Consider the following 16,914-nt stretch of genomic DNA (forward strand, 5'->3'; position numbering starts at 1 on the left):
GCAACGGCGTTCAGTTTTTGTTATTATACGTGGGCGAGCTTTTCAACATCAACGCCTGTATCGAACGGAGACAAGAGTGAGCGATTTCGTCAAGGACAAGGTGGTAGTGGTAACGGGTGCGGGTGCCGGCATCGGGCGCGATTTCGCGCTGCAATTCGCGGCGAACGGCGCCAAGGTCGTCGTCAACGACCTCGGTCGCAACGCCGAAACCGGCGAATTCGCCGCACAGCGCGTCGTCGCGGAAATCAAGGAGGCCGGCGGCCAAGCGGTTGCTTCCACGGACAGCGTGGCCGAATGGGACTCCGCGCAGAAGATCGTGCAGGCCGCGCTGGACACGTTCGGCCGCATCGACTGTGTGGTCAACAACGCCGGCATCGTGCGCGACCGTATGTTTTTCAACATGAGCCTCGATGAGTGGAAAGCCGTCGTCGACGTTCATCTGAACGGGTCGTTTTTCGTGGCACGCGCCGCGGCTCCGCATTTCAAGGCGCAAAACGGCGGCAGCTTCGTTCATATGACCTCCACGTCGGGTCTGATCGGCAACATCGGACAGGCCAACTACTCGGCCGCCAAGATGGGTGTCGTCGGTCTGTCGAAGTCGATTGCCCTCGACATGGCCAAATTCAACGTGCGCTCGAACTGCATCGCACCGTGGGCATGGACCGCGATGACGGCCTCGATCCCCTCGGAGACGCCTGAGCAAAAGGCACGCGTCGAAGTTCTCAAGCGCATGGAATCGCGCAAGATCGCGCCGCTCGCGGTCTACCTCGCTTCCGACCAGGCCGCGAAGGTGTCGGGACAGATCTTCGGCGTGCGCGCCAACGAGATCTACTTCTTCAACCAGATCCGGATGATCCGCTCGCTGCATCGCGACGGCGGCTGGACGCCCGAAGCGATTGCCGAGCAGGTCATGCCGGCGTTCGAAGCGAGTTTCTTCCCGAACGTGCCTTCCATGGCGCTCACGCCGTGGGACCCGGTGTAAGCCAAATTGCAACACTCCCGCGTCACCCCTTGAAGTGGCGGCGCGGGCGATGCAGCGCTCACTCCGCCGCATCTCTCACCCCTCTGCCGAATCGCGCACCTTTTTGGACGCGCTGACGATACGTCTTGCCTTGAGCAACACGGGCAAGTCCACCATCCGTCCATCGACGGACACTGCCCCGCCTTCCGCCCGCTCATACGCTTCGACGATCCGCCGCGCCTTGGCAATCTGATCCGCGCTCGGGCTGAAAGCGGCGTTGACCGCCTTGACCTGGCGCGGATGAATGCACAGCTTGCCGCCAAAACCCAGCGATCGCGCCTTCGACGAGTCCTCGGCGAGTTGCCGCTCGTCGTCGATCGCCACGGTGACGCCATCGACCGGACTTTCAATTCCAGCGACGCGCGAAGCCAGCACGATACGCGAACGCGCGTGCAGCAACGCGTCCCATGAGCCGTCGCAATCCAGATCGAGCTCGAAGTCGACCGAGCCGAAGACCAGCCGCTCGACGCCCGGCATGCGTGCCACCTCCAACGCATTCCAGACGCCCGCGGCGGATTCGATGATCGGCCAGATTGGCTTCGTCGTTGCCGCCGCTACGGCGGTCAACGCAGCCGGCGTCTCCGCCTTGGGCAACACGACGCCATCGATCTCATCGAACGCGGCAAGTGACAGGTCCTCGTCGAACCACTGCGTTCCAGCGCCATTGATGCGCAACAGCACGCAAACTGGCGATGCCGAAAATGTTCGTACCGCATCGGCAACATGGGCTCGCGCCGACGCTTTGTCCGCGTCTGCAACGGCGTCCTCCAGGTCAACGATCACCGCATCGGCGCCTGCCGCGAGCGCCTTGGCGAATCTTTCGGGCTTGCTTCCCGGCACAAAAAGAAACGAACGCATAAGTCTCCCATTCAGCGCCCGGCCCGGCTACGGCGTACCCGCCGGCGGACCGGACTCAACGATCAGCTGAGAACAGCCGTGGCATCCATCCGCAATGACCCGTCACTACCAGCGATCCACAAGCTCACTTTGCCAGGGTCGGATTCGTCTCGCTTTCCGCAAACATAGAAAGGCGAAGTGTCCACCACCGGTTTGATTGCGCGGAACGAAAACGCTCCGACGCGCGCGCCCGGCAGTTCCGATCTCAGCGAGTCCATGAGTAGCGTGGCGAGCAGCGGGCCATGCACGACGAGACCCTCGTAGCCCTCTTCGCCGGTTGCGTAAGGCCGATCGTAGTGAATGCGATGACCATTCAACGTCAGTGCCGAATAGCGGAACAGCAGCACGGAATCGGGATTGATCTCGCGGGCCCAATGGGCGCCTGCGGGCGCGGCCTGTGACGCCGCCGGCTTCTCGCCAGCAACCGGATGATCGCGATACACGATATCCTGGCGTTCTACGAGCGCAACGCCATTCGCATCACTGACTTCGTGCTTGACCTTGACGAACACCAGATCGCCGGTGCGCCCCTGCTTGTGAGCTACGCTCTCGATCGAAGAAAGTCGGGTGATCGCGCTGCCCGCTCTCAGCGGCCGTAGAAACTCGAGTTGACTGCCCGCCCACATGCGGCGAGGCAAGTCGATCGGCGGCAGGAAACCGCCACGCTTCGGATGCCCGTCGAGCCCGACCATCGACTGACGATGAACCGGCAGAAAATAGAGCCAGTGCCACAACGGCGGCAACTCATCGCCAGCTGCCGCGGGCAGGTCGTCCCGGTCTAGCACGGCGCCGAGCGCTGTCATCGGCGTGAGGGTGAGCTGGTCCTTCACTTCCTCCGTGCGCCCGGTCCATTGCTGCAAATACGCGATATCCATGACCATGGTGCCGCTCACTCCAGATCCAGCGCGTTGCGAATCGCCGCAGCGATCGGAAGCAGTGGGTCTTCTTCCGGCGTGGTCGGGTTGAACAGCTTGTTATGGCAAATCGCGACGGCGAGCCCGGTGTCCGGGTCCGCCCAGCCGATCGAATTGCCCTGTCCCGGATGGCACAACGCGCGCGGCGACCGCGCCGCCGTCACCGGCGGATGGTTGCCGCCGAACCAGAAGCCACCGATCGTGATCGGAATCGGAAAGCCGAACATCACCGGGTCGGGCTCTTCGCTATTGGCACGTGGCGTATTCAGCGTGGCGACGAGTTCCTTCGACAGTATCCTCACGCCGTCCAACTCACCGCCACATGCGAGCATCGCCCAGAAGCGCGCCTCGCTGCGCGCATTGAAGATCCCGCCAACACCCGCCACTTCCGCGCGCCGCACGTCCGGACGCTCGAACACTTGCGGCGTCAATGCAACCTGTTCGGGCATCGAGCGCAGGAATAGCGGCGGCAGGTACTCCGCGGGAACCGGCACCATCGCATCGGTGAGACGTGCGATGCGCGGTTCGACTTCGTCAGGGATGCCAATCCATAGATCTTCGATGCCTAGCGGCATCGCGATCTCTTCCCGGACGAAACGGCCCAGTGAGCGCTTCTTCGGATCGGCACGTCGCACCAGCTCGCCAACGATCCAGCCGAATGTCATCGAAAGGTACAGCGTCTTCGTCCCCGGCTCGGCAAGCGGCTCCAGGTTTGCGATCGCGCGGGTCATCCAGTGCCAGTCGCACATCAGCTCCGGCGTGACGTCTGCAGGCATTTGCGGCACGCACGCGCGATGAGTCAGCACATCGCGCACCGTGGTTTTCTCCTTGCCGTGCGCGCCGTACTCCGGCCAGTAGCGCGTCACCGGCGCGTCGTACTCGATCAGGCCGCGGTCAACCAGGATGTGCAACGCGGTTGCCGCAACGGCCTTCGTTACCGAATAGACATTGAAGAGCGTGTCGCCATCGACAGGACGGCCGGTGGACGGATCGGCCACGCCGCTCCATGCGTCGATCACGAGTTTGCCGTTCAGATAAGCCGCCACCTGCACGCCGATCTCACCGCCTTCGCGCGTCGCGCGGTCGAGCGCCTGCTGAACGATCGCGCTGCGCTGCGTTGATGCTTGCACTGCCAATGTCATATCGGGTCTCCCATTTGTGAACATGTCGCGTTGACGGGCTACGTTCTGCCGGACTGCGCGGCGATACCGGCAAGCCCTTCGAGCGCGAGCCCATAGCCCAGTTCGGCGACCATGCGACGCTTGAACGGCTGCGTAAAGACCGCGCGCGTGTATCGCAACGTTTCGACCGGCTTCGCCGCGATTTCGCGCGCGATTTGCCAGGCGCGTTCGAGCAACGTGTCGGACGCGACGACTTCGCCGACTACACCAAGCTCCCACGCACGTTGCGCACTGATGCGCTCGCCGGTGAGCAGAAAGTGGCGGGCGCGGTTGTGGCCGATCAGCATCGGCCAGACGATCTGCACGCCGTCCGCGGGCACGACGCCGTGAATGAAGTGCGCCTGATCCGAGATTTCTGCGTGGCTGGAGGCGAGCACGATGTCGGACAGCGCCAGCAGCTCGGCATGAATATGCGCAGGCCCGTTGATCGCGCCGATAACCGGAACCGGAATGTCCAGCAGTTGCATCAGCAAGTCTTGCCCCTCGCGTTGCAAGCGCGGCCAGACTTGCGAAAGCGGCTCCGCCGGCAACTCGGCGTAATTCATCGCGTCGCAGAACGAATCGCCGGTTCCGGTCAGGATGACCACGCGATTGTCGAGGTCGCGTGCGATCTGATAGAACGCCTCGCCTAGCTGGCTGTGAATGCTGCGTTCGAGTGCGCCCCACTTCAGCGGGCCGCCATCCGTATGCAGGCGCACCTGCAAAACACCGTCGCGTCGCTCGAATTCGATATTCGAAAAGTGCCCCTTATAGTCCTCAAGGCAACTCATCGCGCGTCCTCCAGGATCAGCCCGGCGGCGCGCCATGCCATCGACATCATCGGGCCGTTCGTGTTGCCGGAGATCATCGTGGGTGTGACGGACAGATCCATCACCCGCAGGCCTTCGACACCGCGCACGCGCAGCCGCGAATCGAGCACGGCAAGCGGGTCCGAGCCCATCCTGCAAGTGCCGCATGCGTGAAAACCGGATTGGCCGTCGCGCCGGTAGAGGTCAAGAATTTCGTCATCGGTCTGGACAGCGAGGCCGGGCCGTGTCTCCCCCACCAGCAGACTCCTGAGCGGCTCGGCGGCCAGCACGTTGCGCATGAGCCGGAACGCATTGACGGCCATCTGCTGGTCGTACGGATCGGCAAGGTAGTTCGCGACGACTTCAGGCGGCACGCGCGGGTCCGACGACTGGAGCCTGACGTGCCCCTCGCTGCGTGGACGCAGTGGATAGCTGAAGAGCTGCATGCCCGGGAACGACTCGAACGCGTAACCCGCCGCGCCGAAATCCATCGAGTACGGCGCCATCATCAATTGAACGTCGGGACGCTTCGCATCGGGCGCGGTCTTGACGAAACCACCCACCTGATACGAGCCGAGCGACATCACGCCACGGCGGAACAGAAAATACTGCATCGCGTTACGCCATAGCCGCATGCCGCTGAACTGCCGGTTCTGCGAATCGCGCCAATGCTGCAGACGCGCCTGCACCATATACAGATAGTGCTCGCGCATGTTCCGTCCGACACCCGGATTCGCCGCCACGACAGGAATGCCGAGCGACTGCAAATGGACTGGATCGCCAATGCCCGAAAGCTGCAAAAGCCGCGGCGACTCGAGCGCGCCCGCCGACAGCACGACCTCGCGGCGCGCCCGGTAAGCGATCTGCTGCCCCGCGCTTTCGCACTGGACGCCGACGGCGCGCGTGCCGTCGAACACGATTCGCGCGGCTTGCGTGCCGGTAACGACGGTCAGATTCTTGCGCGTCCTCGCAGGTTTCAGAAAGGCTTCGGCCGAGCTTTGCCGGCGACCGTTGCGTATCGTATAGATCAGATAGGCCACGCCCTCATGATCGAGCCTGTTGATATCTTCAACGCGCCTCACGCCGAGCGACCGGCACGCTTCGAGCACGGCGTCGCCGATACGATTGCGCTGCGCGTACTGCGACACTTTCAGCGGTCCACCCTCGCCTCGTAGCTCATCGGCGCCGAGCGCGTGATCCTCAATGCGCCGGAAGCACGGCGCCAGATTCTGCCAGCTCCATCCCTCGACGCCCAGCTCGGCCCATCCGTCGTAGTCTTCTGGATGACCCCGCATATACACCATGCCGTTGATGCTGCTGGAACCACCGAGCATCTTGCCGCGCAGCCAGATTTCGTTGCGATGCCCGTTCCCGTCATCGGGCTGCACCGGAATGAACCAGGCATGAGCTGGATCGCCCAGCAGCTTTCCGAAGCCTTTAGGCATTCGGATCAACGGATTGCGATCTTCCGGACCTGCCTCGATCAGCAGCACTGAATGGCGCCCGCTTTCCGAAAGACGATTGGCCAGCACGCAACCTGCGGCACCGGCGCCAATCACGATAAAGTCAAACTCGATCATCTATGCGTTCTCCACCGTCCGTGCGTGCGGACCAGCGCTACCTCGTGAGCTGGGCCGCCACACGTGCCTTGTCGGCCAGCCTCGTCCACGACACGCGAGGCTGGCGCTGTTCTGGTTAGCCGAAGACGACGGGAATCGAATGCGGAACGCGCATCATGATTCCATTGATCTGTGGAGCTGCCGCGGCCGGATCGAGGCGAAGATTGGGCAGGCGATCGAGAATCGCGTTGAGCGCGCGCGTCATTTCCACGCGCGCAAGGTGCTGGCCGATGCATACGTGCGGGCCATACGCGAATGCGAAGTGCCGGTGCGCAGGCTTTCGATAGATGTCGAACCTGTCCGGATCGGGGAAGCGATTGGGGTCGCGATTGGCGCTTCCCGCCAACACGTCGAGAAATGCGCCCGCCGGAATCTCCACACCGCCGAGCGTGACGTCACGCGAGGCCATACGCGATTGCATCAACACGGGGCCATCCCAGCGCAGAGCCTCCTCGATCGCCTGCGCGACCAGCGTGCGATCCTCGCGCACCGCTTCAAGCTGCGCGGGATCGCGCAACAGCGCGAGCAGCAGCACGCTGGTTGCGCGATACGTGGTGTCACCGCCCGCATTCACCAATTGACGCAGAAACGAAATGACGACCTCGTCCGGCAGCAACTCGCCATCGACTTCCGCGATGGCCAGCGAACTGACGAGATCATCGCCCGGATTGCTGCGGCGCTCCTCGACGAGTCGAGCGAAATAAGCACCCAGCTTCGTCGACGCCTCCACACCGTGCGCCACATCGATCGAAACCAGCGTCTGCGCGATCGCCAGCTTGTGGAAGATCTTGACGTCTTCCGGCGGCAATGCCAGTTGGCGGTAGATGATATTGAACGGATAGTGAAGCGTGAACTCGTTGACGAGATCCGCATGTCCGCGCTCCATGAACTTCGACATCAGTTCGTTCACGACCGGATCGACCAGCGTATCGCCCCATGCTGCCACCGTGTGCGGCAAAAAGGCCTTCTGGAAGATGCGGCGGTAGCGCGGGTGCTCGGGCGCGTCCATCGTCGAGATGCTGCGTCCGAAGCTGATGCCGATATTGCGCTCGTAAGACTTGTTCGAGAAGGTGACCGGATCTCCGAGCACCTGCGCTACCTCGTCGTATCCGAATACGCAGTAATGCGCGACATCGGACATCGTCAGATCCGCTGCCGCGCCCATCAGCACACGGTAGTCGCCCTTCTGAACCGAGCCTTTCTCGCGGAGCTCGGCAATCCGCGGATACGGGTTAGGATCGGCGCCGAAAGCGAGCGAATCCTCGAAAAAGGGGTTGAACTTGGGATCGTCGAAGTCCTCGAGTTGCAGCGCGCCCGCCATGGTTCCTGTCTCCATTAATCGTTCATTTAAAGGCACCTCTGCGTGGTAGCGACGTGCCGATAGCTGAACTATGTTCGATTTTGCACGAATGTGCAAGATCGTTTTATCATTCGCTGAAAGGGATCGCGCACTGTCCGATCCGCACCCGCCATGAAAGGGAAACCATGCCGTCCAGAACCACTCACGCCGCGAGCAGCCCGGCGACTGCCATCAATGAGCCGCGCGCCACGGCGCGCAGCACGACGCCAGAGCGCATTCTCGATACGGCCGAGCGGCTGTTCGCGATGCACGGCTACTTCGGCACATCGATTCGCGACATCATGCAGAGCTGTGGCATGGAGCTGAGCCTCGCGCGCTACCACTTCGGCAGCAAAGACGCGCTGTTTCAACAGGCGATCGGCCGTCGCGCGGCCGTGATCAGCCGGCAGGTCATCGAATCGCTCGAGGCCGGACTCGTGCCGCTGCGAGGCAAGCTTCCCGATGTCGAGACGATCGTGACCGCACTTTCCGCACCGGCTTTCGCGCATCTGACGAGCGGCGATCCGGGGTGGCGAAACTACCTGCGCCTGCTGACCCAGATTGGCTGCCTTCTGGAGCGCCCCGACCTCACGGCGCCGTTTTATGACCAATACGCGCCGGCGGCCGCGCGCTATCGTGACGCCTTCGCCAACGCGCTTCCTCATGCCACGCGGGAGACCGTCGAACTGGTGCAGCATTTCGTCGAGTCCGTGTTTCATCTCGTGCTCAACGAGCTTTACGCGCAGGAAGCGCGATCCAGAACACGGGCACTCGCGACGGCGCATATCGAGCGCATGCGCACCTACCTGATCCGTTTCGCGGTTGGCGGCATCGAGGGGATGGTCAGCTCCACGGCGGCTCAGCGGGGTTCATGAGCATTGACAGCAGCAACGACGGTCGTTCACAATTTAGAACACTATTCGCAGAATCTGGCCGCAGCGAACTTGTGGCCGTATGAGATGGAGTTGGCTTCATGACAGCTGGAGACGCAGAGAACACCGCACTGATCGTCGGGGCGGGTCACGCAGCGGGGGAATGCGCGACCGCGATCCGCGAACAGGGATGGACGGGGCGCATCGTGATGGTTGGGGAAGAATCCCACTTGCCGTATCAACGGCCACCGCTCTCCAAGGCATTTCTGTCGGGCGAATCGACCGCCGAGCAGCTCTACCTGAAACCGCTGTCGACGTACGACAAAGCGCGTGTCGAATTCATTCCGAATGTGCGCGCGCAATGCATCGACCGTGACGCGAAACGGGTCACGCTCTCCAACGGCAGCGAAATCGGCTATACGAAACTCGTTCTGGCTACCGGCGGGCGCGCGCGGCGCCTGGCGTTGCCCGGTATCGAAACGATCGAGAAGCTGCAGAACTTTCACTACCTTCGCACGCTCGATCACGTCGCGCGCATTCGAAACCAGTTTCATGCCGGCTCGCGCCTCGTGATCATCGGCGGCGGATATGTCGGACTGGAGGTGGCTGCCGTAGCCGTGAAGCGCGGCTTGCACGTCACCGTGCTCGAAGCATTGCCCCGCGTCCTCGCGCGCGTCACGGCGCCCGAGCTTTCCGCGTTCTACGAGAAAGTGCACCGCGAGGCCGGCGTCGACATCCGCACCAACGCGATCGTCAGTGAGTTCGAACTCGACGCGTCGGGCGACGCGGTCGCGGCCGTGTGCTGCGCGGACGGCACGCGCGTCGCTGCGGATCTCGTCATCGTCGGCGTGGGACTGGAGCCCGCCACCGAACTTGCAGAAGCAGCCGGCCTGGCCGTCGACAACGGCATCGTGGTCGACGAATACACCCGCACGTCCGATCCGAATATTTTCGCGGTCGGGGATTGCACCAACCACCCCAACCCTTCGCTCGGCCGGCGCCTGCGGCTCGAGTCGGTGCCCAACGCGCTGGAGCAGGCCCGCACCGCGGCTGCCTCGTTGTGTGGCAAGGAGCGCGTCTACAACAGCGTGCCGTGGTTCTGGTCCGATCAATACGATCTGAAGCTCAAGATGGTCGGCTTGTCCCACGGCTACGACGAGTTCGTTTTGCGCGGCAATCCCGATACCCGCTCGTTCTCAGCGTTTTATCTGAAAGACGGCGTCATGCTCGCAGCCGATACGGTCAGTCGCGTGCCCGAATTCGTGCTGGCCAAGCGATTCGTTGCCGAGAAGATTCCAGTCCGCGCGGCCGATCTCGCCGACGAATCGATCCCGTTGAAGAGTCTGCTTCCCCAGTCCAACTAATTTTTCAGAGGTTCAGAAGCCATGCCGCTCATTCGATTCATTCAGCCGGACGGCAGCGAAGCCGCCGTGAGCGCCACCGTTGGCGATTCCGTGATGCAAACGGCAGTCAACAACCAGATCCCCGGCATTCTCGGCGACTGTGGCGGCAGCTGCAGCTGCGCAACCTGCCATGCGTACGTCGACGAGGCCTGGAGCAGCCACATGCCAGCGGCCGAATCCTATGAAGTCGACATGCTCACCTGTGCGATGGACGTGCGCGAAAACAGCCGTCTGACATGCCAGATCTTCGTGACGCCGGAGCTGGACGGATTGGTCGTCCATCTGCCCGGCGTGGCTGCGTAAGCGTGACGGACATGAAGGTTCCGCGCACGACGCTGATCACCGGCGCCGCATCGGGCATGGGCGCGGCGCTGGCCCGGCATTTGACCGCGCTCGGCGAACGGGTGATCGGCGTCGATCTCCGCGATGCGGAAGTTTGCGCGGACCTCACTGTCCCGGCGCAGCGCGCAGCGCTGGTCGCGCGCGTACAGCAGATCACACCGTCGATCGATGCGGTGGTCGCCTGCGCCGGCGTGTCGCCGCCGGTGCCCGGCGACACGCTGGTGTCGGTGAATTACTTCGGCGTTACTGATCTGTTGCCACGCCTGTTGCCGCTGCTGCATCGCGCAAGGGAGCCACGCGCCGTGGTGATCTCATCGCTCGCATCGCTTCATCCGGTCGATGCACGCCTCGTCGAGTTATGCCTCGACGGCAACGAAGCCGCGGCACGCGAGCAAGCTGCAAAGATCGGCGCACAAGGCTATGCGTCATCCAAGCGCGCGCTGACGCAGTGGATACGGCGCACGGCAGTGCTGCCCGGTTGGGCCGACAAGGGCGTGTTGCTCAATGGTGTCGCGCCGGGCATCGTGAAGACGCCGATGGTCGCGCCGCTGCTGGAAACCGCCGAAGGTCGCGAGGCGCTTGCCGCCGGCGTGCCCACCGTCGTACCCAATTACGCCACCGCCGAGCAGATCGTGCCGCTCCTCGCATTCCTTGCGAGTCCAGCCAATGGCTACATGGTGGGCCAAGTCCCCTTCGCCGACGGCGGTGCCGACGTGCTCTTGCGTGGAGAAGCCGCGCTGTAACGCGCAAGAGCCGCGGACGCTGCCGTGCTTACGGCGCCTTCGTCAAAGCGTCGATGGCGTGCTGTTCGCTCGCGCTCCAGAAGGTTGCCCACGTAGGAAAACTCTGCGGAAGGCGCGGCTGATACCGGTCGCCTTCATACTTGCCGGGCCAGTTCTGGAAGCGCGGCGCACCGGGGCGCTCGAGCCAATCCGTCGAATACCAGTGCTGTTCGTCGCGACGCTCGAAGTACCATTGCCCATCGCGCCGCACGTAGTGGTCGAAGTAGCAGATGGCCATCACCACCCACGCACCGTTGTCCTCATGCTCCGCGCGACAATAGACGCTTCCCGTTGCATGGTCGGCGTCGATGAAATCGACTGTGTGGCCGCAGATCTGGTGAATGCTGCGGTAAAAGCCGCGCAAAATATGCTCGGACCCATAGAAGGTCTTCAGCGCCGCGCGCCCCACGCCCCATCGGCCACAGTTGACGTCTTCGGCGAACAGCTGCACCAGACTGTCCAGATCGCGCGAATCGACCGCAAGCGCGTATCGCACCGGCAACTGTTGTATAGCAAGCTGCGCCTCGATGCGCTCGATACGCGCAGGAAGACTGGAATCCGTCGTCATGCCGCCCCCTTCGCAACGTTGGTCGTCGCCGCCGAGCGCGCACGGATTTCGTCCGCATAGTAAGGCTGGTGCGAAAGAAGCCCGCCATCGACGTTAAACACCTGGCCGGTGACGAACGCTGCTTCATCCGAAGCGAGATATATCACCGCGTGCGCAATGTCTTCGGGCTGCCCGAGCCGCGGCGTCAGATGGTGGCTCAACATCATCTCCCCGAGCACGCCCGCGTAGTATGCCTGGGTCACCGGCGTGACGATCAGGCCGGGAGCAATCGCGTTGCAGCGTATTCCCTCCTTACCGTGCTGCGCGGCGATGTAGCGCGTCAGGTTCTCGATACCGGCCTTGCAGACACCATATGCGCTATACCCCAGAGCACCCGCTTGAGCGGAACCCGACGAGGTATTGATGATCGAACCGCCACCACGTGCCCGCATCAGCGGCAGCGCACGCCGGGAAGCCAGCATGGTGCCGCGAAGATTGATGCGCATCGTGTCGTCCCAGACAGCCACGTCGACTGTCTCGACTGCCGCATCGACGGTACTGGAAAGCGACGTGGCCGCGGCGTTGTTGTGCAGAATATCGAGGCCGCCCCAGGTCTTGAGCGTCAACTCGAACATCGCATCGATCGAACCTTCGTCGCCAATATCGACACGCGTCGCAACCGCCCGGCCGCCGGACTCCTCGATGCGACGAACCTGCTCCTGTGCGCCTTCGAGATTGAGGTCCGCCACGACGAGCAGCGCGCCCTCATCCGCGAGTCTCGCAGCACAGGCCGCGCCGATGCCCGACGCGGCCCCGGTCACAATAGCTATCTTGTCCTTGACACGCTGCATCCTCATCCTCCTCGGTAAGCGATCGTTATTGAGTGGTCAGTGAAAGCTTGCCGGGATTGAGGACCGGGCCCGCTGTGTGCTGACCACCATCACCGTAGATCACGGCGCCATTGACAAAATTGCATGCCTCGGAGGCCAGGAAAAGCCGTCCACGCGACCGAACGCACCCGTCACTATGGCGACTTGTCCATCGAACGATAATTGCGGCATAACGGCGACTCGATCAGCCGGCCGCAACGCGGTCGAGATGAAAGTCGATATCGCCAAACATCTTCTCCATCATCGTCATCTTGCGGAAGTAGTGCCCCACCGGATATTCCTCGGTGAGCCCCATGCCACCGTGCAACTGGATGCCCTGCGCGCAAACGAAGCGATTGGCGCGCGCGGCAACGGCCTTGGCCGCCGAGATCATGCGGCTGCGTTCGGCCGCCGGGCTGTTCAGGTGGGCGATCCCGCAGTACAGCATCGAGCGCGCCTCCTGGGTGGCGACGAACATCTCCGCCATGCGGTGCTGCAACGCCTGGAACTTGCCGATAGGCTGGCCGAACTGCGAGCGTCCCTTGATGTACTCCGAGGTGATCGCCATCACCGCTTCCATCATGCCGAGGCTCTCGGCCACGCTCGCGAGAATCGCCAGTTCCGTGGCTTGCGTGAGCACCTCCAGCGCGCGTTCCGGGGCGACGATCAGCGCATCCTCACCGAGCTCGACGTCGTGCAGGTCGATATCCGCGGCACGCGATCCATCGAGCAAGCGGTACGAACGGCACGTCACGCCCGCAGCGCGTCGATCGACGAGAAAAACGCCCACGCGCTGCGATGCACCTTCGACTCGCGCGGTCACGAGCAACTGATCTGCCGACGCGCCTGCGATCACCAGCGTCTTCGCCCCGCTGATCAGATAACCCGAGGCTGTCTTGAGCGCGTGCGTTCGGGCGTGGCATCCCACTTTGTACCGGCTGCCCGCTTCGCTATCCGCGAGCGAAAGCAGCAGCCTGCCCTCGATGACGGCGGGAAGCAGCGTCTCGCGCTGAGCCGGCGCATCGCCTCGTTCGATGATCGTCGCGCAAAGCAGCGCCGTCTGTACGACCGGCTCGAGCGCCATGCCGCGGCCCAGCGCCTCCATCAGGATCGCCGTCTCGACGAACGAGCAACCGAGACCGCCGACGTCTTCCGGCATGGTCAGACCGAGCCAGCCAAGCTCCGCATAGGCGCGCCAATGATCGCGGCTGAAGCCTTCTTGTCCCGCCGCGATGCGCGTGCGCGCCTCGAATCCATACTCCTGCTGGACATAGCGCTCAGCGCCATCCTTCAGCATCAATTGTTCTTCGGAGAAGTTGAAGTCCATGGCTACAGTCCAAATGCCAGCTTGGCAATGATGTTCTTCTGCACTTCGCGCGCGCCGCCATAGATGGTGGATGCGCGAGCGATCAGATAGCCCGACGTGCGGCCACCCATGTAGTCCGGCCAGTTTTCGTCGACTACCGGATCACCATCTGGCTCGCTGTGGTCGTCGAAACGTATCGCGCGAGGGCCGAGCGCGTCCATTTGCAGCTGCGTCACACGCTGTTGCATCTCCGAGCCGCTGATCTTCAGCGCAGAGACGACAGCGTCGAGATTGCGCTCGCTCTTCTCTTCAGCGAGGATGCGCAGCACGGACCATTCGAGCGCCATCAGGTCCGCTTCGACCTCCGCGACCTTGCGCGCGAACCCGGGCGTATCGATCAGGCGCACGCCGTCCACCGTCTCCTGTCCGGCGATGTCTTTCGCGCGTTGCAGCTCACGTTTGTTGAAGTACAGGAACGCGCTCGCCGTGCGCTCCTTTTCGAGCAGATACTTCGCATAGGTCCAGCCCATGCCAGCCTCGCCCACGAGATGCGCCTTCGGCACGCGCACGTTCTCGAGGAACACTTCATTCAGCCCCTTGCCGCCCTCGATCGAGACGATCGGACGCACCGTGATGCCCGGTGTGTCCATTCTGACCAGCAGGAAGGAGATACCGCGTTGCGGCTTCACGGTCGTATCGGTCTTGACGAGGAAGAATCCCCAATCGGCAATCGTCGCGTCGCTGGTCCAGATCTTCTGGCCGTTGATGACGTACTCGTCACCGTCGAGCACGGCCGTGGTCTTCAGTCCGGCCAGATCCGAGCCCGCGTTCGGTTCCGAGAAGCCTTGACACCAGAACTCGTCGCCACGCAGGATAGGCCCGAGAAAACGCTCCTTCTGCCAGTCCGAGCCAAACGCGATGATGACGGGCGCAACCATCTGAGTGGACTGCCAACCGTAGTCCATCGCATCGGCGTTGTACAGCTCTTCCATGAAGATGTGCTTGCGCAACGCGCTCCAGTCAGTGCCGCCATGCTCGGCCGGCCAATGGGGCGCGCCCCAGCCGCGCTCGTACAAAATGCGCTGCCATCTGCGGATGTCATCGCGCGTGGGCGGATGCACGCCATCACGCCAGCGGCGCGAGATGTCGGCCGGTGCATGCTCGTTGAAAAACTTCCTGACTTCCTGACGAAATGATTCGTCTTCCTCGCTGTAGCCGAAATGCATGCCTGACTCCTGAATCTCTTTCGCCTTCGTTTGTCTGCTCTGCCGCGCCGCTGTGCCGCGCTCGTGCGGGGTCTGTGCCTAGCGGCCCCTGAACGCGGGTGCGCGCTTTTCTCTCGCCGCGAGCCGGCCCTCCGCCGCATCCTCCGAGTTCACCGCGAGCGCCACCGCGTTGAGTTCCTGAGCAAGAAACTCTTCCATGCTGCCCGTGTTCAACCTGAACAACTGCTTGGTCAGCCCGAGCGAAAGAGTCGGGCCGGCCGCAAGCTCGCCAGCCAGCTTTTCGGCAGCCGCATCGAGGTCACCGTCTTCGACGAGATGACTCGCCAGACCCATATCGAGCGCTTCCTTGCCGCTCAGCCGGCGATTCAGATACATGATTTCCTTCGCGCGAAACTCGCCGCAATGACGGGCGAGCAGATGCACCATGCCACCTTCAGGCAAGGTGGCGCGCATCAGGAATGCGGGAATGAACTGCGCAGTGTCGGAAACGACGAGCTGGTCCGCGCACAGCGCAAAGCTCCATGCAATTCCCACCGCCACACCCCGTACCGCCGCGACCATCGGCTTGTTGAGGTTGTACAACCGCAGCGCGATCTTCTGGTACACCGCCATCGATGCACGTGCGTGCGCCACGCTCATCTGCGGCGGCGCGGCGCCGCCGCCCTTGATGTCGGCGCCGGCGCAAAAAGCGCGGCCTGCGCCGGTGAGGATCACCGCGCGAATCTCCGGGTCCTGTTCGATGCGATCGAGATGGCCGAGAATCAGGTGGAGCATCTCCGGCGTGAGCGCGTTGAGCTTCTCGGGGCGGTTCAGACACAGCGTCGCAACCGCGCCGTTCAATGTGAGTTCAACATCCATGATGTTCCGATCTTCATTTGGGTTGCAGGGGTCGCTTCGAACGACGGGTCAACTGCCGCGAGCGTGCAGCCGGATCATCCCGTCGCCGAATGGCTCGTCGCGGCGCTTGAGCGCCTCCTTGAGGCCAACCGCTTCCATGTCTGCCTTGAATTGCGCGCGCCGCGGCCCCTGGCTCTGGTGAGCGCGGGCGTCGTTCTCGACCGCAATGCGTTGAAGCGTGCGCGAGCCGGCCAACTCCAGGCCGAGGTTGACGATGCGCTTATTCGCAGCCAACAGATCGGCATCGACGAACGACAGACGGCGCGCCAGCTCGTTCACCTCCGCGTCGAGCTGTTCTGCCGGCACCGCATCCATGACCAGCCCAATCTTCGCGGCGTCGCGGCCCGTTAGCGAGTCGCCAGATAGCAGCAGACGTTTCGCCCACTGCGGGCCCACGTGATAGAACCACATATGCGCAGGCGGCGAGCCGTTCGCACGCGTGGCGGGAAAACCGATCCTCGCATCGTCGGCGGCGATCACCATGTCGCACGCGAGCGCCAGGTCCGTGCCGCCCGCAAGACAGTTGCCATGCACCTGCGCGATGATCGGCTTGTGGATTTCGGCCATCAGATTGACCGTCTCCGACTGCCGCTCCATCGACCAGCAGTCGTCGTCGAAACTGCGAATCGTGCCGCGATAGTCACCCGGATCAACGGCGTCCGCGGCACGGTCCGAATACGTCGTCACGAGATCGTAGCCCGCGCAGAAATCGCGGCCGGCTCCCGACAGCACGATCACGTTCACCGATTTGAGGTCGTCGGCTTCGAGCAACGCCGCTTTGAGTTCCTGCAGTAGCGGATTGTTGATGGCGTTGCGCTTGTCCGGACGATTCAGCGTGATACGCGCAACCCGTTCCGCTACTTCGAACTTCACGCATTCCGAACTCTTTAGCCATTTGGCCATGGTCGATT

General features: G+C 63.0%; 17 protein-coding genes. 5 read left to right on the plus strand and 12 right to left on the minus strand.

Annotated features, from left to right (window positions below):
• The first annotated feature begins 76 nt into the window (after positions 1 to 76).
• The gene (locus tag G5S42_RS35150) at positions 77 to 982 is read left to right on the plus strand and encodes an SDR family NAD(P)-dependent oxidoreductase (RefSeq protein WP_176111340.1); all 906 of its coding nucleotides are present in this window, start codon (positions 77 to 79) and stop codon (positions 980 to 982) included.
• 75 nt (positions 983 to 1,057) lie between these two features.
• Here G5S42_RS35150 and G5S42_RS35155 read toward each other — a convergent pair whose 3' ends face one another.
• The 6 genes from G5S42_RS35155 to G5S42_RS35180 form a co-directional block, all read right to left on the minus strand.
• A complete protein-coding gene (locus G5S42_RS35155) occupies positions 1,058 to 1,879 on the minus strand; it encodes an HpcH/HpaI aldolase/citrate lyase family protein (protein WP_176111341.1) in 822 nt (273 codons plus the stop codon).
• A gap of 62 nt (positions 1,880 to 1,941) precedes the next feature.
• A complete protein-coding gene (locus G5S42_RS35160; RefSeq protein WP_176111979.1) occupies positions 1,942 to 2,799 on the minus strand; it encodes an HTD2 family dehydratase in 858 nt (285 codons plus the stop codon).
• Positions 2,800 to 2,807: 8 nt separating this feature from the next.
• Positions 2,808 to 3,974, minus strand: coding sequence for a serine hydrolase domain-containing protein (locus G5S42_RS35165; RefSeq protein WP_176111342.1), 1,167 nt, complete (start codon positions 3,972 to 3,974; stop codon positions 2,808 to 2,810).
• A 38-nt stretch (positions 3,975 to 4,012) separates the two neighbouring features.
• Entirely contained in the window at positions 4,013 to 4,783 is a 771-nt protein-coding gene (locus G5S42_RS35170; RefSeq protein WP_176111343.1) for an enoyl-CoA hydratase/isomerase family protein, read from the minus strand.
• Complete coding sequence (locus G5S42_RS35175) at positions 4,780 to 6,381, minus strand: GMC family oxidoreductase (protein ID WP_176111344.1); 1,602 nt, start codon at positions 6,379 to 6,381, stop codon at positions 4,780 to 4,782. Before G5S42_RS35175 ends, G5S42_RS35170 begins: the two co-directional genes overlap by 4 nt.
• Positions 6,382 to 6,496: 115 nt before the next feature.
• Positions 6,497 to 7,741: a cytochrome P450 gene (locus G5S42_RS35180; protein ID WP_176111980.1), complete on the minus strand. Its 1,245-nt coding sequence runs from the start codon at positions 7,739 to 7,741 to the stop codon at positions 6,497 to 6,499.
• A 164-nt stretch (positions 7,742 to 7,905) separates the two neighbouring features.
• On the opposite strand from G5S42_RS35180, the gene G5S42_RS35185 reads away from it, so the two are divergent.
• The 4 genes from G5S42_RS35185 (at position 7,906) to G5S42_RS35200 (ending at position 11,119) form a co-directional block, all read left to right on the plus strand.
• On the plus strand, positions 7,906 to 8,634 hold the full coding sequence (locus G5S42_RS35185; protein ID WP_176111345.1) for a TetR/AcrR family transcriptional regulator: 729 nt from the start codon (positions 7,906 to 7,908) through the stop codon (positions 8,632 to 8,634).
• Between the two features lie 98 nt (positions 8,635 to 8,732).
• On the plus strand, positions 8,733 to 9,995 hold the full coding sequence (locus G5S42_RS35190; protein WP_176111346.1) for an NAD(P)/FAD-dependent oxidoreductase: 1,263 nt from the start codon (positions 8,733 to 8,735) through the stop codon (positions 9,993 to 9,995).
• Between the two features lie 21 nt (positions 9,996 to 10,016).
• Positions 10,017 to 10,337 carry a 2Fe-2S iron-sulfur cluster-binding protein gene (locus G5S42_RS35195; protein ID WP_018436097.1) on the plus strand — a complete coding sequence of 107 codons (321 nt, stop codon included), beginning with the start codon at positions 10,017 to 10,019 and terminating at the stop codon, positions 10,335 to 10,337.
• Positions 10,338 to 10,348: 11 nt separating this feature from the next.
• Positions 10,349 to 11,119, plus strand: a complete 771-nt coding sequence (locus tag G5S42_RS35200) for an SDR family oxidoreductase (protein WP_176111347.1) — start codon at positions 10,349 to 10,351, stop codon at positions 11,117 to 11,119.
• A gap of 28 nt (positions 11,120 to 11,147) precedes the next feature.
• On the opposite strand, the gene G5S42_RS35205 is transcribed toward G5S42_RS35200, so the two are convergent.
• The 6 genes from G5S42_RS35205 to G5S42_RS35230 all read right to left on the minus strand — a co-directional run bounded on the left by G5S42_RS35205 (position 11,148) and on the right by G5S42_RS35230 (position 16,906).
• Positions 11,148 to 11,726, minus strand: coding sequence for a nuclear transport factor 2 family protein (locus G5S42_RS35205; protein WP_176111348.1), 579 nt, complete (start codon positions 11,724 to 11,726; stop codon positions 11,148 to 11,150).
• A complete protein-coding gene (locus G5S42_RS35210; RefSeq protein WP_176111349.1) occupies positions 11,723 to 12,556 on the minus strand; it encodes an SDR family oxidoreductase in 834 nt (277 codons plus the stop codon). The genes G5S42_RS35205 and G5S42_RS35210 overlap by 4 nt, the downstream gene beginning before the upstream one ends.
• A 223-nt stretch (positions 12,557 to 12,779) precedes the next feature.
• Positions 12,780 to 13,901 (minus strand): acyl-CoA dehydrogenase family protein, encoded by a 1,122-nt coding sequence (locus G5S42_RS35215; protein WP_176111350.1) that lies wholly within the window; start codon positions 13,899 to 13,901, stop codon positions 12,780 to 12,782.
• Between the two features lie 2 nt (positions 13,902 to 13,903).
• The gene (locus G5S42_RS35220; protein WP_176111351.1) at positions 13,904 to 15,106 is read right to left on the minus strand and encodes an acyl-CoA dehydrogenase family protein; all 1,203 of its coding nucleotides are present in this window, start codon (positions 15,104 to 15,106) and stop codon (positions 13,904 to 13,906) included.
• A gap of 78 nt (positions 15,107 to 15,184) precedes the next feature.
• A complete protein-coding gene (locus G5S42_RS35225; RefSeq protein WP_176111352.1) occupies positions 15,185 to 15,964 on the minus strand; it encodes an enoyl-CoA hydratase/isomerase family protein in 780 nt (259 codons plus the stop codon).
• Between the two features lie 48 nt (positions 15,965 to 16,012).
• On the minus strand, positions 16,013 to 16,906 hold the full coding sequence (locus tag G5S42_RS35230; protein WP_176111353.1) for a crotonase/enoyl-CoA hydratase family protein: 894 nt from the start codon (positions 16,904 to 16,906) through the stop codon (positions 16,013 to 16,015).
• Positions 16,907 to 16,914: the final 8 nt, after the last annotated feature.

Source organism: Paraburkholderia youngii (assembly GCF_013366925.1).
Lineage (GTDB): Bacteria > Pseudomonadota > Gammaproteobacteria > Burkholderiales > Burkholderiaceae > Paraburkholderia > Paraburkholderia youngii.

What these genes read in the sequence shown, in the direction of transcription:
- G5S42_RS35160 (WP_176111979.1), bottom strand. Translation starts at nt 2,799, where the DNA reads ATGGTCATGGATATCGCGTATTTGCAGCAATGGACCGGGCGCACGGAG.
- G5S42_RS35195 (WP_018436097.1), top strand. Translation starts at nt 10,017, where the DNA reads ATGCCGCTCATTCGATTCATTCAGCCGGACGGCAGCGAAGCCGCCGTG.
- G5S42_RS35205 (WP_176111348.1), bottom strand. Translation starts at nt 11,726, where the DNA reads ATGACGACGGATTCCAGTCTTCCTGCGCGTATCGAGCGCATCGAGGCG.
- G5S42_RS35190 (WP_176111346.1), top strand. Translation starts at nt 8,733, where the DNA reads ATGACAGCTGGAGACGCAGAGAACACCGCACTGATCGTCGGGGCGGGT.
- G5S42_RS35165 (WP_176111342.1), bottom strand. Translation starts at nt 3,974, where the DNA reads ATGACATTGGCAGTGCAAGCATCAACGCAGCGCAGCGCGATCGTTCAG.
- G5S42_RS35225 (WP_176111352.1), bottom strand. Translation starts at nt 15,964, where the DNA reads ATGGATGTTGAACTCACATTGAACGGCGCGGTTGCGACGCTGTGTCTG.
- G5S42_RS35215 (WP_176111350.1), bottom strand. Translation starts at nt 13,901, where the DNA reads ATGGACTTCAACTTCTCCGAAGAACAATTGATGCTGAAGGATGGCGCT.
- G5S42_RS35170 (WP_176111343.1), bottom strand. Translation starts at nt 4,783, where the DNA reads ATGAGTTGCCTTGAGGACTATAAGGGGCACTTTTCGAATATCGAATTC.
- G5S42_RS35155 (WP_176111341.1), bottom strand. Translation starts at nt 1,879, where the DNA reads ATGCGTTCGTTTCTTTTTGTGCCGGGAAGCAAGCCCGAAAGATTCGCC.
- G5S42_RS35230 (WP_176111353.1), bottom strand. Translation starts at nt 16,906, where the DNA reads ATGGCCAAATGGCTAAAGAGTTCGGAATGCGTGAAGTTCGAAGTAGCG.
- G5S42_RS35175 (WP_176111344.1), bottom strand. Translation starts at nt 6,381, where the DNA reads ATGATCGAGTTTGACTTTATCGTGATTGGCGCCGGTGCCGCAGGTTGC.
- G5S42_RS35220 (WP_176111351.1), bottom strand. Translation starts at nt 15,106, where the DNA reads ATGCATTTCGGCTACAGCGAGGAAGACGAATCATTTCGTCAGGAAGTC.
- G5S42_RS35200 (WP_176111347.1), top strand. Translation starts at nt 10,349, where the DNA reads ATGAAGGTTCCGCGCACGACGCTGATCACCGGCGCCGCATCGGGCATG.
- G5S42_RS35180 (WP_176111980.1), bottom strand. Translation starts at nt 7,741, where the DNA reads ATGGCGGGCGCGCTGCAACTCGAGGACTTCGACGATCCCAAGTTCAAC.
- G5S42_RS35210 (WP_176111349.1), bottom strand. Translation starts at nt 12,556, where the DNA reads ATGCAGCGTGTCAAGGACAAGATAGCTATTGTGACCGGGGCCGCGTCG.
- G5S42_RS35185 (WP_176111345.1), top strand. Translation starts at nt 7,906, where the DNA reads ATGCCGTCCAGAACCACTCACGCCGCGAGCAGCCCGGCGACTGCCATC.